Raw genomic sequence first — 16,013 nt, forward strand, 5'->3', positions numbered from 1 at the left:
TAAATTCCGCTAGAAAAGCAGGTTTTTTTGTCCTGCGTGAACAATGAAGATCGCCAAAAAAGGAGCCAGCTGAGCACTGATTTAATAATGAATGTTTGATGTAATGATGCCAAAATCTACTTTCCTGTTACTGCTATTACTGGCATGCCTGCGCATGAATGGCCAGGAATTGCTGTTTAATCACCTCACTTCTGAAGAAGGGCTCGACCCTGGCGCTGTGCTTTGCATCGCCCGGGACAATAACGGGTTTATGTGGTTCGGTACACAAAACGGCCTTGACCGCTACGATACCCGGCGTTTTATGCATTATAAAAGTCCGCTGAGTAAATACATCGATGTTCCGGAAAACTATTTTACTCACCTGCTGGCAGATTCCCGCCATCAATTATGGGTAGGCACCCGTAACGGCCTGAATAAATATAACCCCGTCACCGACCAGCTCGACCTGGTAACGCTCACGGATAAACCGGGAAAGAATAACTTAAGTATCTCCTGTATATATGAAGACCGGCAGGGAAATCTCTGGATATGGTCGTCTGAAGGGTTGTTTAAACAAACAAACGGTCAGTCTGGCAGCTTTCAGCTGGTGCCGGTGCCTGATTCGGTGGCCGGCCTCGCAGAAAACAATAACCTCCGCACCATCTACCAGGACTATACCGGCGCCTACTGGATCGGGTCTTCCCTGGGCCTCACCCGCATGACATTTAACAAAGGGCAGGCAGTTTTCCGCTCTTACCGGCATAGCAGCCAGAATAAGGAAAGCCTGAGTGATAATTATGTCACCGTTATCATTGGTGACAATGAAAACCGGTTGTGGATAGGTACCCAGCAGGGCGGACTGAATTATTTCGATCCGCTGAAGCAGTCTTTCAGGCGGTATGAATCTGGTGGAGGGAATGGTCTTATTAATAATAATATAAGAGATATTACCATAGATTCCCTGGGCCGGCTATGGATCGGAACGCAGGGCGGCATCAGTATCTTCAGCCCGGGGGAGGAGCGTTTTCTCAATTACCATTCCGACCCTGAACAGGTGCAGTCGCTCAGTCATAACTCCGTGTACAGCATCTTCCTGGACCATCATGGTACTGCCTGGATTGGCACCTACTGGGGCGGCGTTAACAGTGTAGCGGTCAACAATACCCCTTTTCATATATACAGGACCGGTAGTTATCCGCAGGGTATCAATAATAATGTAGTCAGCGCCATTGCGGAAGATGCCGTACATAACCTATGGGTAGGCACAGAAGGCGGCGGACTGAATTACCTCAACAGTGCCACGCAGCAGGCAACTGTTTTCAGGCATAACGCTGCCGATAGCAACTCGCTGGGTTCTGATCTTGTAAAGATGATTTATAAAGATACCGATGGTAATTTCTGGGTAGGCACCCATGGTGGAGGTTTAAATGTATTTAATCCAGCCACAAAAAATTTTACCAGATTTTTTTATAAAGATAATGACCCGGTAGTGCGTAGTTCGGAAGTGCTGTCTATGCTGGAAAGCAGGGACGGCATCTGCTGGATTGGTATGCAGACAGGTTTGCTCGCATTTAAAAGAACCGGACGCACCTTGAGTAAACTCCCCGACAATCATCTTACCGGAATAGTGGGCAAAAACTCCATAAAAGCCATGCTGCAGGCCAGCAACGGTGATATCTGGGTAGGTACCTCTGTGGCACTTTTTCTGCTGCCGCATGGCACACAAAACGTATTAAGATTTACCGTAAAAGATAGTCTGCCAAGGAATAATATTAATTGTATCCAGGAAGATGCCGCTGGTAATATCTGGATCGGCTGTGCTTTTGGCGGACTCGCACGATATATGCCCAACGGCAGCAACAAAAAGTTTGAAGTCTACACAAAAGAAAGCGGCCTTCCCGATGATAATATAACCGCCATTCGTGCAGCCGGACACAATAATCTGTGGATCAGTACCGGCAACGGTTTATGCAAGCTGGATGCAGGCCGCATGGTTTTTAAAAACTATAATAAGAGCGACGGACTGGCGGGCAATATATTCAACATCAACTCCAGTTGCATTACCAGCGATGGCAGGCTGATGTTTGGTGGCTATAATGGTATCACTTTCTTTCATCCGGAAGAAATAAAGGAAAATCTGTATGCACCAAAGACTTTCCTGACCGGACTTAAATTATTCGATCAGACAATTGCCGTAAATACGCCGGATAAGCTGCTACGTAAGGAAATCAGTCAGACGGAACATATACGTTTCACTGCGCAGCAAAATGTATTCACCCTCGAATTTGCGACACTGAATTATGTGCAGTCCGATAAAAATGTATATGCGTATACGTTAGATGGGTTCGACAAGGAATGGAACTATTCCACCACACCGTCTGCAACCTACATGAACCTGCCGGCGGGAGAATATGATTTTCTGGCGAAAGGTTCCAATAATGACGGTATATGGGGGCCGCCTGTGCGGCTGCATATCACTGTGTTGCCACCTATCTGGAAAACCTGGCTGGCTTATATCCTGTATACGCTGCTGCTGATAGCCATTGGCTTTTTTGTGATTCGCTTTTTTGTTTTGCGTTCCCTGATAAGAAAGGATAAGGAGCTGACCCGCCTGAAACTGGACTTCTTCACCAATATATCGCATGAAATGCGTTCCAGGTTATCGTTGATCATTGGTCCTGCTGAAAAATTATTGCTGATAAACAAAGAAGATTATGAAAATACGCGTCAGTTGCAGATCATACGCAAGAACTCAGAAAGCCTGCTGCACCTTATTACAGAGCTGATGGACTTCAGGAAGGCGGAATCCGGCAACCTGGCATTGCAGGTAACGGAACAGGATATTGTGGCCTGTGTGCGGGAGATCTTCTATACTTTTGAAGACAGGGCTTTGTCGATGAATATACAACATGAATTCGTATGTCCGTCGCCGGTAGTCATTCCTTTTGACAGGGAACAGCTGGAGAAGGTATTTTACAACCTGTTTTACAATGCCTATAAATTTACGCCTTCCGGTGGCAGTATTTCCGCCACCATAACGGATCAGAAAGATGTGGTAGTTGTGTCTATACAGGATACAGGTCGTGGGGTATCTCCTGAAAATCTACCTAAATTATTTACCAATTATTTCCAGGAAGATGATCAGGGAAGTGATAATAAAGGCTATGGCATTGGGCTGGCGCTGGCGAAAAGCATTATTGAATTGCATGGAGGTACTATTTCGGTAAACAGCACCCGCACGGAGAAAGGTAATACGACCGTATTTACCGTTACTTTGCGGAAGGGGTACCGACCTGTTGATCAGGTGGTGAAGCAGCAGGCATTTGTTGAAACCATCGATAAAATAAGTTTTCCGATGCCAGGCGTGGCGTCGCTGGAACCAGCCACAGATATGGTTGCTGGAGCTTTGCCGGTAGGAGAGAAGAAATATACCGTGTTACTGATTGAAGATAATGCAGAGATACTCCAGTTCAACAGGGAGGTGCTGGAGAAAAGTTACAATGTGATCACCAGCAGCAATGGCAATGATGGGTGGGAAGTAGCGGTAGATACAATTCCGGATATAATAGTCAGTGATGTAATGATGCCGGGTATGGACGGTTATACCTTGTGTAACAGGCTTAAAACGGACGAAAGAACAGATCATATTCCGGTGATATTGTTAACGGCGATGTCTACTTCTGCGCAGCAGTTAAGCGGTTTGCAGAAGGGAGCAGATGTATATCTGACCAAACCTTACAGCATACATATGCTGGTATTACATATCAGCAATCTGTTAAGTTTACGGGAGAAGATTCATGCGCGGCTGGCAAAGCAGCTGGTATCGGATACGGGAGTGGTGGTACCTGCGTTTGAAGAGGCGCCGGATGTAATCCAGGACCCGTTTCTCATGAAAGTCATAGAGATCATCGAAGAGAATATGGAGGAGCCGGGGTTTGGTGTAGATATTATTTCGCGTAAGCTGGCGATGAGCCGGCCGGTATTATATAAGAAGCTGAATATGCTCACGGGCGTTACTGTCAACGATTTCATCAAGGCCATACGTATGAAGAAGGCAGTCAGTTATTTGGGTGAAGGAATTTATAATATCAGTGAGGTTGCGTATAAGGTGGGGTATAGTGATCCGAAGTATTTCAGCAAGGAGTTTAAGAAACATTTTGGGAAGTCGCCACGGGAGTGGAAGAAGGGGGAGTGACTTTAATAATTTATACTTTTTAAATTTATCGGGTATGGGATATGTACTGCATGCATTTGTTTGTAAACAGCCAGTCGCGGATATCATGGTGGCAAGGTTTAAAGAAGCCATCAGAGTAGATTTAAGGCAGGGGGTTGCATTGATACCAATGACTGAAGCATTATGTGATGAAATAGGCCAGGAGGTAGATTCCCCGAGGGTTGGTAACTTCACTTATCTTAATGAAAAAATAGAAGCAAAGGTGCTGGAAACCATTGGGGAACAAGTTATGGCCTATCTGGAAGCGGATTATTTTGGTGGTGAGGGCGGGCAGATGGTGATTTGTTGGGAAGATAAAAAGCGAATACTGTCGATGTTTGATGTAGTACATGGGCAGATAAATGTGGTTCTGCAGAAATTGGAAGTTGAAAGAGGGGATGCCTATGATGAGTTTGCGGCTGTAGATCTCGGCAGACATAGGAGTATGGAAGAGTGGGTAAACGATTAAGGTCTTTCTGAAAACAAAACAGCCTGTCTCTATCAGAGACAGGCTGTTTTCAAATGTCTTTTCAGCTTAGGCTTTACTTTTATTTCCTTGTCTGGTAACTTTCTGCAAGCTAACATTCTCCATAATTGCATATACTGCATAGAAGAACATCAGCGAGAAAATGGTGTACTTGCTGGTGTTAGCCCTGTTGACCACTGCATAGATGGTGATACCTGCCAGGCAGAGGAACATTCTGGTGAGCATGGCGCCATAAACACGGAGCATAAATACGCTGTTGCTTTCTGCTTCTACGCCTTTGCGGCTCAAATTGTAGGTGAAGGCTGAAAGGGCGGCCAGTGCTATGTTTCCGCCAAGTAATACGTTGTGATGAAACCCATTGTCCAGCAACCAATCCTTTAATAAAAATAAGATGCCATTCAGTAAAACAAATAGGCCAATAACTCTAAAGTAAAATCGATCCCACATTTCTATGTACTATTTTCTATTTCTTTTTTAATATTCGCGCCGCAAAGTTATAATCAAATCAGTTAACAGCCAAATGGTTAGCATTAAAAAACTTAACCATGTGAATAGGGGAGGAGTGCTGTGTTTTTAATGAAACCCGTGCTGGATGGTAGATATAACCGTTTTGTTGATGACAGGTGAGGTAAATTTGCGTCGTGAAATGTGAAAATACTAAAACAATTCCTGCCAAAATGAGTGCGGTTGTGCTTGCTTAATAAATGAAATTTTAATTATTTATATATTATAATTTAATTATATTGTACGGGAGATCCGGACATTAACTATTCATGTTTTAAGAAAAATGTACAGCGATAATACCCCGGCATTTAACATAGCAGACACCCAATTTCTTTTTTTCATTATTTCGTATAGCCGCTGGCGGTAGTTAAAGTTATCATGATAAATAACAATACTACAACCTGCCAGACAAATAAATTTGCTATTTTTAGCTTCCTATATAAACTGTAGTCATGAACGAGGAGAAAGAAAAAAACTCATTCGGCATTCTCAAAAGTCTGAAAAAACTGATTTTTGAAGATGAACCTGTAGCGTCGGATCCGGCTCCAACAGCCACACCAGGGCCAGTACCTGTGCCTGTAGCACCTGAAGTAAAAACGTCTGCCGCATTTCCACAGACACCTCCGCCGCTGCCCATCACCGCAACGCCGGCAACGGATGTAAAACAAATGAAAGTCAAGGTTTTGGAGATGCTGGAGAAGTTGAACGAGCCGGGAGTGGACTTCTTCGAAGTATGGAATGCAGCCGCAGAAATGGGTGCAGTAGATGCCAATACGCTTAAGGCGGCTTATACTTCCCTGAAATATGCAGATAAAACACTCTCCAAAGAGAAGCTAACGACTACGGGTAAACGCTATGCGGACGAATTGCAGGAAACTATCTCCCGCGAAACTGTACAGAAACAGCAACAGAAACAATCCGTAGAACAGCAGCAGATAAAGGAAAAGGAGAGCCTGACTACTGAAATCCAGGAATTGGAACGAAAATTGAATGAGCTGCGCCAACAGTTAGATAATAAGCAAAAAGACCTGAGAGAAATCAACAGTAAATATGAACCACAACTTCGTGATATAGACAACAAAATTGTGATTGGCAACACTGCTGTAGCGGAAGTTGTCGCCGATATCCGCAAGGCCCTTGATCTTATTGAAAGCAATATAATTTAATCATCCCTATGGTACAACAACAGCAGCAGGTTAACATTCCTGCCGAGTTAAAAAATCAACTCCCTATCTTCCAGGTACTGGGCGACCATCTGCCCGCTCAAATGCAGACCCCTGAAGCAAAGAAAACAATGGCCAATATTTTTTTCTGGGCATTGGTGCTGGGAGGCGCATTCGCATTCTTTAGATATCTGCCGGTTTTACTGGAGTATGCACAGAAAAGCATCCTGCTGGTCATCTTCAGCATCATCCTGATCGTATTGCTGATGCTGGCTCCCAGGATTATCGCAGTATTACACCGCCTAGGAACAGTGCTGCTATTTAAAAGTGAAAAAGCAATTATCCGCAATAACCCGATAGAATCCTTGCAGTTGCTGTCCAAGGACGCAAGAGATACGCTCAAAAGAGTAAAAGATAAAATCGCTAACGTGGATGGTGTACGCATCGATATGATCCAGAGCGGTGAATCTTCTCAGAAAACGGCAGAAGAGAAATACGGCCTGGCCAAACGTTTCACACAGGAAGCTGGCAGCCTGGAAGAGAAAAGCAAAGCGGAAGCAGCAAATAATAACATGGAGAAATCTAATGCCCTGGCCCGTGATGCGAAAGAAACCCGTACCAAAGCCTTCCTGCTGGGAAAAGAAGGTGAGGCGGAAGAACAGAATGCCAGAAGCTATGCCCAGTATGCCAATCAGTTTGCAAAAGTACTGGAAGTATTGAAAGATAACGAAAGCGCTGCACGCATCTATGTTAGCACACTGGATAGCAGTATTTCCATTATTGCGAAAAAACTGGAAGCTACCCAGAAAATGAAAAACGCAACAGAAGGACTGGCAGAAGTATTCAATATCAAAGATGGCTGGGTATTCCAGGAAGCGATGAATGCCGCTACGGGCGCTATCAGCCAGAATATTGCCTCTATCAGGTCCAACCTTGATTTCCTGGATCAGAACAACAATATCACCGTAGGAGGAGCTCCTTCACAGGGCGAACTGGAAGAGTTCATCCGTAAAGTAGATGATCGTAACCTGAAAATGCTGAATGTCAGCAAAGTGGCCGACTCCTATTATGAGCTGAAACCAGAAGAGAAAGTAGATAAAGGCTTCTCTATACTTGACTAATTTGTAAACAACCCAAAAGAACAATACACAAATGGAAGAAAAATCGACCTGGGCCAAATTGCGCTGGCCAATTAAAGTGTTTATCATCGCTATACCTATCATCGCTATTGGTTACTGGGCATCTGAAAGCGGAAAGCTGGGCGCAACCGGCAAGTCTGAAGATCCAAAAACGGAAGAACATGCAACTGCGCCTGCAGCGGGTAAAGACAGCAAAAAGGCGAAGTCTGCTGCCGGTAAAACTGCTGAAAAACGCAGCTTCAACTATACCCCGGAAAAACCAGTAGATGGTGAAATGAAAGGAGTAGTAGAAGTAGGCGCTTCCGGCTTCAACTCTTTTGTAATTAACTACGACAAAGAAAAACGCTGGGAAATAGTTTCTAAAGATTTCGGTAAATCTTTCGTGTATGAAGGAATGGCTACCACCGCAGATATCCGCCAGGGTCTGAAAGACTATATCGGCGCTATGTTTGACAAAGGTGTAAAATCCCGCAACGTTCACTTTGTGATCAGTTCCGGTGCACAAAAAGAACCTAAAACTGCCACTATTTCTTCCGAATTGAAGAAAATGGGCTATATCGTCAACCTGGTGACTGCCGAGCAGGAAGGTAAATACGCCCTGAAATCTGTATTGCCTCCTACCTACAATGAAAATTCATTTGTAGTGGATATCGGTTCCGGTAATACGAAAATCTCCTGGATGGAAGGTAATACCATCAAATCCCTGGAAGGTCCTGGTGCCAAATACTATGAGAAAGACATGAAGGATGATGCTGTTTATGCATCCATTAAAGCGCTGGCAGAGAAAATTCCTGCTGCCAAACGTGAGATCTGCTTCATCATTGGTGGTGTGCCTTTCGAACTGGCAAAAGAAGTACGTGATGGCGAAGAGCGCTATACCGTGCTGAATGAACCAGGTCAGTATAAATCTGATAAAGTAAAAATCAAAAGCGGTCTGAATATTTACAAAGCTATCAAAGATGTTACCAACTGTGATACGTTTGTATTCGACTGGGACGCTAATTTCACGATTGGCTTCCTGCTTTCCATGAAATTGTAACAGCTATTATTTTATAAGAAAAGAGGATGTTTCAAAATACTTTTGAAACATCCTTTTTTTATTTGAAGCAAGTTGCATATGCTGTTGCGAAATCCGTTAAAGTCCGTGCCGGACGGCCAAGTATTGTACTTACACAATTGGTAACGATTTCAGTTTCTCCATTGCGCTGCGCACGGTCATAAGCCAGGAAAGTTTCGATGAGTGCTGCCGGCATGTTCTTCTCTTCCATATCTTGTTTTGCCTGTTCGGGAGAGATAGGACAGTAAGTTACTTTTTCATTGATAGCATTACTGATGGCGATCGCAACATCATAATAATTTACTGCCTTGTCACTGGTAAGCAGATATGTTTTGTCAAAGTGGGTTTCAGGCCCGGCCAGACATGCAAAAGCTACGTCTGCAATATCTCTTCTGTCTACATGTGCTCTCTTCCCATCACCGGTAGCTTCATTAAATTTCCGTTCCTCACGTACCGCATTGGCTATTTCACCTAACCAATTCTGCATAATTCCGTTGGGGCGTAGCATCGTATAATGAATGCCTGATGTTATCAAATAATGCTCTATCTGTCCGTGAATACGGGGTATATAAAGTGTGGAACTGGGGTCAGCCGCTCCTGAGGAAAGCTTTACGATATGTTTAATTGCCAGTTCCTTTGCCACATCAATCACATTTATTTGATCTTCGACAACAGTGGGACTGTTTCCGGACAATAAAAAAGCAGCCTTGCTGTTTTCCATGGTGGCATACAAACTTTCTTTATGGGAGATGTCTGCCTGTACCCATTGTACAAAAGGCAGGTCTGTAGCGTTTTTGAAGTCCCTGGTTACGGCGATTGTTTCAATTTGAGCTTTAGATAACAGGTGAATCAGTAATGAACCGATATTGCCGGATGCACCGAAAACGGTGATTTTGTTGTTTTCCATTTAGAATAATTTTGAATGATGGCTCAAAATTATTTTAACAATGAAAAGAGAAATTGAACAAACCCGACATTTTTTAAGACACCCATTCCGGGAAGTTTAGTACCTGTTCATTTGCCTGTTGCAAAAACTGTTTTGGTGTAGTGCCGGTAAACATTCTAAAATCCCGGATAAAATGTGCCTGATCCGCATAGGAATGCTGATGGGCTATTTGGGTAAGAGATGTAAATTCCTGACTACGAACATGATCCAACGCAGCCTGGAAACGGCAAATGCGGAAATATAGTTTGGGAGGTATACCTATATTCGTTTTAAACATCCGTTGCAGCGTGCGTTCTGTCATGTTCAGCTCTGACTGAATTCTATGTAAGCCATCGTCGTTGTTGATATTCAAATTTGTTACTGCATAGGATGCTTGTGCATTCTCACGGTACTTATTTTTTAAAATCAATCGGGAGAGGAAATCGGAGATAATAGTAATTCTTTTGTTTAAACGTTTCTCCTCCAGCAATTGTAACGCTAAATTATTTTTAACTATATCATTTAATTGAACATAGCTATCTGTTAATTCATCCGCATCCATCCCGAAAATTGATTTTATGGCGTTGGTCTGTAAACATACGACCAGGTTACAATAATCCCCGGTGACTGTTTTTTGTGAGTTAGAACTTGTCAGGCCATGCAGATAGAGTTGTGGTAACTTTTCGTTATTAATATCGCTGAAACTGTTGGATTTTTCCTGGAATATAAGGCCAGGATTGGCATCTGCAATTATCTTAAAGGTTGTTGTCTGTTTACAGGAACCTTCACTTTCCAGCAAACCAAAATACCGTATGTATGGCTGCAACTTCTTAACAGGCTGTATTTGTGTATACTTCATTTCTCAGGCATTTGGCGTAATAAATTGCTATACCGGTAAAAGATTTCGGGGGGTATTTCAATGTTTTAACAAAGGTACATGTATCCGGCATAATAAAAGAATAAGTCGGAAGAAATACTGACCTGTTATCGTGTCTTAGTTTTGTGTGAAATGTATTTTCATTATAAGTGTTCTGGGGTCAACTATTGAGTGGCTGGTTATAGAAAATTGGCAGGCCGGCGGTAAATTCTAACGTTAATAATTTGAACATATTCCAGCGTCAATAATATGACGGGAAATCATATCATGTGTATTGAAGTTTATCTAGTAAAATTTAATTCTCCGGAGAAAAGTATTTTCTAAAAAAAGAGATTATATTTGTTTTGCATATTAACCCTGTCACTGTGAAAGGTAGCATTATTCAACTTTAATTATGAATACGATTGTTAATAATAAGTTGTTTGTTATTAAAATAAATTAATTGAATTCCTCACCCTATTGTTTAATCCAAATTTTAATTCTGAATTATGTATTCCAAAAAAATATGTACAAAGTACATAGGAGCCTATTTGTTTTCTGTATTGCTTGCAATCTTTACATTTTCCTGTAAAAAAGAATCAGTTCCGAACAAACCTATGGAACCTTCAGCTGTTTCAAATAAGTATAATGTTGAATTGGCTTATCCTGGTATGGTAGGTGAATCTGTCGGTATAAAGTTGGGAAATGATAGTTGTTACCTGCGAAAGATAGGTGACAAATATATCTGGATGGGAGATATTGTGCTGGATAGCAAGCAAAAAGATTCATTGATCGCACGATATGAAAACGTTTCAAATGCAAGAACGTTTCAGACTGATCTATTCACGCTATGGCCCAATGCGGAAGTTTTTTATGTCGTTGATCCGAGTTTCAATACAATGCAGCAACAACAGATCAGTACTGCAATTAGTCATTGGGCATCCCTGACAGCACTTAAATTTACCCCCAGAACCACACAGGCCAATTATGTGAGATTTGTATTAGGAGCAGTTAATTCCGGATTATATTCTACCAGTATAGGGATGAATGGAGGACAACAGATTATTAATCTTGAAGCGGGTTTTGGTACCGGTAACGTTATTCACGAAATTGGTCATAATATCGGGTTTTTCCATGAACAATGTCGTACAGACAGGGATAAATTCATCAAAGTATATACTAGCAATATAATACCCCAGACTGCCGAAGCACTCTATCAATTTAAAATTTATACAGAAATAGGAAAAAGAGGATATCAGCTTGGTAGTTTTGATTTTGGGTCAATAATGTTGTATTCTTCCACCGATTTCTCAACCTCAGCAGCCCCTGCGATGACAAAACTGGATGGGTCTCAGTTTACTGGCCAGCGGGACGGTTTGTCAAGCGGTGATATCGAAACCGCCAATTACATGTATAAACCGGTCTACGCCTATTTTACCAAAGACATCAACTTTATATCTGATCCATCAGATATGTGGAACGATATCCGTGAAGAGGATTATCAGATTAAATTCTTCTCCGATGCAAATTATACGCAGCCTGTTTCTTTAACTAACAGAGTAGTGATTAATTATACGTTTTACAGAACAGAGTTCAGGCAACGTGTGCCGACGACTACTTCCAAGACATACTCCATCACACTCGAGCCTGGAAGTAATACATACAACGTTGTTTCTACTTCCTGGCATTTAAGTTATGATGGCAGTATGAACCCTATTGATGGTTCTTATAGTGAGGAGGCTTCGCTACAACCAGGAATAGGATACAGATAAATTTTTGCAGGAGAATGAAAGTCTCCAATGTTTTAGGAGGATTGAGTCGTCCTGAAATAAGATGACAGATTTTAAAAAAATCCCGGGGGTCTTTAAGATTCCCGGGATTTTTTTGTTACGTACTTTAATTTTGTTTCCCCATATAGTAAGGAATAAACGTTTGCGTAAAACAAGCTTTATCTGTTTTGAATATACCTTTCGCAAATGCTTCTTTATGTGATTCCGGTAGCTTCTTAAATCTTTTCATTCGAAGTTTGTCTACCTTTTTGAGTGTCATAAAATCATAATGACCGCTTAATAGCATTATAACCTCTGCTTCATCACAATTATCTGCAAGCACAATGTTTGTTGGTTCCATTCCAACAAACCTAAAAATTAGTTTATTCACGGAATCAGGTATTTCTATCTGGAAAAAACCATTTAAATCTGTTTTGCCAGCTTCAGATTCATCATTAATCCTGATTGATACAGATGGCACAGGCTGAAAATCTTTATCAATCACCCGGCCTTTGATTGTTTTATGCTGCGCATAGAGACTATAAGCAGAAACAATGCTTACGATAAAAGTGATAATTAATTTCTTCATTTTAAGATCATTATTTTATAGGTATATATTCATGTGTATAATCATATTTAAAGGCCGCAGGCTCGTGATGAGAGGGGAGGAACAATTGCGGTAAGTCTGCAGTTGCTACCTGGAAGAAGGTGGCCGGGTGCTGACCTGCACATTATCATAAGAGGTAAGCTGCCGTATAGGAATGCTGGCAATAGTCCTGGTTACATTCATTTGGGTATAACTTTTACAATACAGTTATTATCTTGATTAAATGCAGATTTTGGTATACTACAGCTCCTGCTGAAGCTTTCTGTTTTTCCTCCAACTTAAGTAATGAAGGGGCAAAAGAACAGATATGGGCAATTAACAAACTTAAAGAAAGTAATAAATAATTACTGATGAAATACCATCTATGTGTTATCATCCATTAATCCGGTGATGATCAGTTTTTTATCCGAAATTATCATTCAGTGGCAGAGGGAATCAGATTTCAGAGAAATAAAGAAATAGAAGTTTTGATATTTTGCCAGCATTCTTATTGTAAGATGCTGGCAAAATATCGGGTAAGGAACTATTCACCTGCTTCTCCCGGGGAAAGGCTTATTTCATTATTCTCATTAAGGCCTTTAATCTTAGCCAGGATTTGTTTAGGTGATGTTTTACCAAATCTGACAATTACTTCAAGGGGTATCTCTCCAGCATTATTACTATCATCCACAAGTACCATAAGTTTATAATCGGTCTGCTGTAACTCGTCATAACTAATCCCTAAAGAATTAGCTAATGTTTGGTCTTGTTCTTTTGTTCTTTCCATAATATGTGATTTTTGGAGTTTGTTAGGAATGCTAATATAAGAAAATAATTCGTATGTGAATATTTTATCTGGCAAGTTATAGGCAGGTAGCCAACAAGGCGATTAACAGGAGAATAGCAAAGGTATATTAATAACGGCTGACCTGCTCCTACGTCAGAATTATTGCTATGTTTCATGTGTTAAGGGGTATATACGGTAGTTCTGTTTTTTTAAAAAATCAATCTTACTTTATGCGTTACTGTTAGAAAATGTGAAAAGCAACAGTGCTATTCTTTTTTTTAAATATATAAATAATTGTTATGTGTATAACTGCAGCATAATCTCATTTTTTGCCTTATCAAACATTATGTATCTTCCAAACTTTAAAGTTAATCTCAACCCCTTAACGCATCCAATGAAACGCATAACACTTTTGTCTGTCATCATGCTTTGCTGCATAGCAGTATGGGCCCAGAAAGCTGAATCCTATTTTAATAAGGTAAGGAACAATAATGTCCTGTTAACCGCTTTTATCAATGGAATGCCCAAAGGTGGAGATCTGCACCATCATTACAGCGGCGCCGTTTATGCCGAAACGTATATCAACTATGTAATCGACAAAGATTATTACATCAATATAAAAACACTTGATGTAGCAGAGAACAAAGCTAATACGGACGACTGGTACCAGTTTTCTGCACTTAAATCCAAAGGACAACTGGAGGATTATAAAGAGAAACTGTTCCAGAAATGGTCCGCAAAAGATTATGATAACAGCACGGCTTCAGATAAACTCTTTTTTGACAGCTTTGCCGCTTTTGGAATTGCTGTAACACCTACCTATGAAGAAGGTATGAAAGAGATGAAATTTCGGGCCATCAGGGAAAACGTTAGCTATATAGAATGCATGTTTGGCAGCATTCCCTGCCCGGTAGTTATACCAGAAGCAAATGATCTCAATAAACGCTTTATCAGCCTGCAGCAACAGAAAGATGACAGTAGCTCCTGGCATCTGATAGACTCTCTTTTCCCGGTATTAATGTCCAAAGATATCACCGCCTGCGGTAAGAAATTCTATGATGAAATATTGCTGGCCAATCATCAGAAATGGAATATCGATGATGATCAATTTACCATGCGCTATCAAACCGCTGCTAACAGGAACCAGCAACCGGTGGAATTCTTCAAAAACCTCATCGTGGCTTTTGCTACCGCTGCCGATCCTGAATGCAAACTCGTAACCGGTGTTAATATCCTCTCCCCGGAAAACGGAGAGGTTTCTATGCGCGATTATCATCTGCAAATGCTGATGTTCAAATATTGCCATAACCGATTTCCTGCAGTAAAATACGCAATGCATGCAGGTGAACTTACCATCGGACTCGTAAGGCCGGAAGACCTCACCTGGCACATCAATGAGGCGGTATTTACTGCCGGCGCCAAAAGAATTGGCCACGGTGTGGATATTGCCTATGAAAACAAACCATATGAACTGCTGCACTACATGAGCATTCATAAAATTCCTGTGGAGATAAACCTGACTAGCAACGAATTCATCCTCCATGTGAAAGACGACCGCCACCCAATTACACTCTATCTCAACCATCAGGTGCCTGTTGTTATCAGCTCCGATGACCCTGGAATATTAAGGACCAGCCTTACCGAACAATACGTGCTGCTGGCATCCCGGTATAAATCTATCAGCTATAAGGATATCAAAACAATGGTATACAATAGTATCAACTATAGCTTTATCAAAGACCAATCAACGAAAGATAAACTGAAAGCTGCGCTTGACAACCGTTTCCAGGTATTTGAATCCCAGTTTCATTGATAGGAAGGCGGCAATAATCCGCTGAATTAACTATAGACTTGAGTTGCCTGAAAAAAATTATTGGGAAGAAACCTTACCGCTTTATTAGCGCAAGCCCCCACCGCGTGAAGCGCGGTGGGGGCTTGTAAAAAGTAGAATGTGTATGTATTTACCGGATCAATCGAAGTAGCCCATAGTAACGGCACCTGTGAATGGCTTAATAGAACAATCAGGCAAAAAACGTATTGAGTGCTTTTGCGTGCGAAATGCTATCTCTCAGCGCACAGGTGGACCGGAGGCAGGATAACATCTGCTACCCATGTATGAAGTAACTCAAGACTACGACACTGATTGCCAAAAGAATTCTAAGTATAACATCAATGGATAAACGAATTGCAAGGCAATCAACCATTACGGGTGAAAATGTGTAGACTTAATGCCATTGGAATTATCAGAGAAAGGGTGTAGACTTGAACCCCATTAACGACTGCCGGGTAGAAGTAACCCGCAATTTGCGAGACCTGTGAAAAATTTAATAAAGCGGTTGGGCAAAAAACCTAGTGAGGACTATTTTCATAGTTTAGTGCTCTATCCAGTTGAGCTACATCTGTTTTTGATGGCAGGACTCGAACCCACAACCGCCTAAATCCCCGAAGTAACCCACTAACAACGGCACCAACCGCTTTGCAAAAGTATATATTTTTTTCCGAAACTAAAGATCTGATAAATGACAACCGGGCAAAAGCGTAATAAGCC

12 protein-coding genes are annotated in these 16,013 nt (G+C 41.6%); 7 read left to right on the forward strand and 5 right to left on the reverse strand.

The features are described 5' to 3' along the window. Positions 1 to 103: 103 nt before the first annotated feature. Both F3J22_RS10270 and F3J22_RS10275 read left to right on the forward strand, forming a co-directional pair. Positions 104 to 4,174 carry a hybrid sensor histidine kinase/response regulator transcription factor gene (locus F3J22_RS10270; protein WP_167016767.1) on the forward strand — a complete coding sequence of 1,357 codons (4,071 nt, stop codon included), beginning with the start codon at positions 104 to 106 and terminating at the stop codon, positions 4,172 to 4,174. Between the two features lie 34 nt (positions 4,175 to 4,208). Continuing rightward, the gene (locus F3J22_RS10275; RefSeq protein WP_167016769.1) at positions 4,209 to 4,661 is read left to right on the forward strand and encodes a hypothetical protein; all 453 of its coding nucleotides are present in this window, start codon (positions 4,209 to 4,211) and stop codon (positions 4,659 to 4,661) included. 66 nt (positions 4,662 to 4,727) lie between these two features. Here F3J22_RS10275 and F3J22_RS10280 read toward each other — a convergent pair whose 3' ends face one another. Further along, positions 4,728 to 5,126: a hypothetical protein gene (locus F3J22_RS10280; RefSeq protein WP_167016771.1), complete on the reverse strand. Its 399-nt coding sequence runs from the start codon at positions 5,124 to 5,126 to the stop codon at positions 4,728 to 4,730. A 509-nt stretch (positions 5,127 to 5,635) separates the two neighbouring features. Here F3J22_RS10280 and F3J22_RS10285 point away from each other — a divergent pair. From F3J22_RS10285 to F3J22_RS10295, 3 genes are read left to right on the forward strand one after another with little or no spacing between them, the layout of a single operon-like run. Beyond that, entirely contained in the window at positions 5,636 to 6,349 is a 714-nt protein-coding gene (locus F3J22_RS10285; RefSeq protein ID WP_167016773.1) for a hypothetical protein, read from the forward strand. An 8-nt stretch (positions 6,350 to 6,357) separates the two neighbouring features. Then, positions 6,358 to 7,467, forward strand: coding sequence for a hypothetical protein (locus F3J22_RS10290; RefSeq protein ID WP_167016775.1), 1,110 nt, complete (start codon positions 6,358 to 6,360; stop codon positions 7,465 to 7,467). A gap of 31 nt (positions 7,468 to 7,498) precedes the next feature. Next, complete coding sequence (locus F3J22_RS10295) at positions 7,499 to 8,524, forward strand: hypothetical protein (RefSeq protein WP_167016777.1); 1,026 nt, start codon at positions 7,499 to 7,501, stop codon at positions 8,522 to 8,524. 58 nt (positions 8,525 to 8,582) lie between these two features. Here F3J22_RS10295 and F3J22_RS10300 read toward each other — a convergent pair whose 3' ends face one another. Continuing rightward, positions 8,583 to 9,449, reverse strand: a complete 867-nt coding sequence (locus tag F3J22_RS10300) for an NmrA family NAD(P)-binding protein (protein WP_167016779.1) — start codon at positions 9,447 to 9,449, stop codon at positions 8,583 to 8,585. Positions 9,450 to 9,522: 73 nt separating this feature from the next. Continuing rightward, entirely contained in the window at positions 9,523 to 10,326 is an 804-nt protein-coding gene (locus F3J22_RS10305; RefSeq protein ID WP_167016781.1) for a helix-turn-helix domain-containing protein, read from the reverse strand. Between the two features lie 506 nt (positions 10,327 to 10,832). On the opposite strand from F3J22_RS10305, the gene F3J22_RS10310 reads away from it, so the two are divergent. Next, the gene (locus F3J22_RS10310; RefSeq protein ID WP_167016783.1) at positions 10,833 to 12,095 is read left to right on the forward strand and encodes a M12 family metallopeptidase; all 1,263 of its coding nucleotides are present in this window, start codon (positions 10,833 to 10,835) and stop codon (positions 12,093 to 12,095) included. A gap of 124 nt (positions 12,096 to 12,219) precedes the next feature. Here the strand turns inward: F3J22_RS10310 and F3J22_RS10315 are convergent, their stop codons facing one another. Both F3J22_RS10315 and F3J22_RS10320 read right to left on the reverse strand, forming a co-directional pair. Further along, on the reverse strand, positions 12,220 to 12,681 hold the full coding sequence (locus F3J22_RS10315) for a carboxypeptidase-like regulatory domain-containing protein (RefSeq protein ID WP_167016785.1): 462 nt from the start codon (positions 12,679 to 12,681) through the stop codon (positions 12,220 to 12,222). Between the two features lie 541 nt (positions 12,682 to 13,222). Next, entirely contained in the window at positions 13,223 to 13,465 is a 243-nt protein-coding gene (locus F3J22_RS10320) for a hypothetical protein (RefSeq protein ID WP_167016787.1), read from the reverse strand. 394 nt (positions 13,466 to 13,859) lie between these two features. Here F3J22_RS10320 and F3J22_RS10325 point away from each other — a divergent pair, with 394 nt between their 5' ends. After that, a complete protein-coding gene (locus F3J22_RS10325) occupies positions 13,860 to 15,278 on the forward strand; it encodes a hypothetical protein (protein ID WP_205195173.1) in 1,419 nt (472 codons plus the stop codon). The last annotated feature ends 735 nt before the right edge of the window (positions 15,279 to 16,013 follow it).

The sequence above is a fragment of the Chitinophaga sp. Cy-1792 genome (genome assembly GCF_011752935.1).
In the GTDB taxonomy this organism is placed as follows: domain Bacteria; phylum Bacteroidota; class Bacteroidia; order Chitinophagales; family Chitinophagaceae; genus Chitinophaga.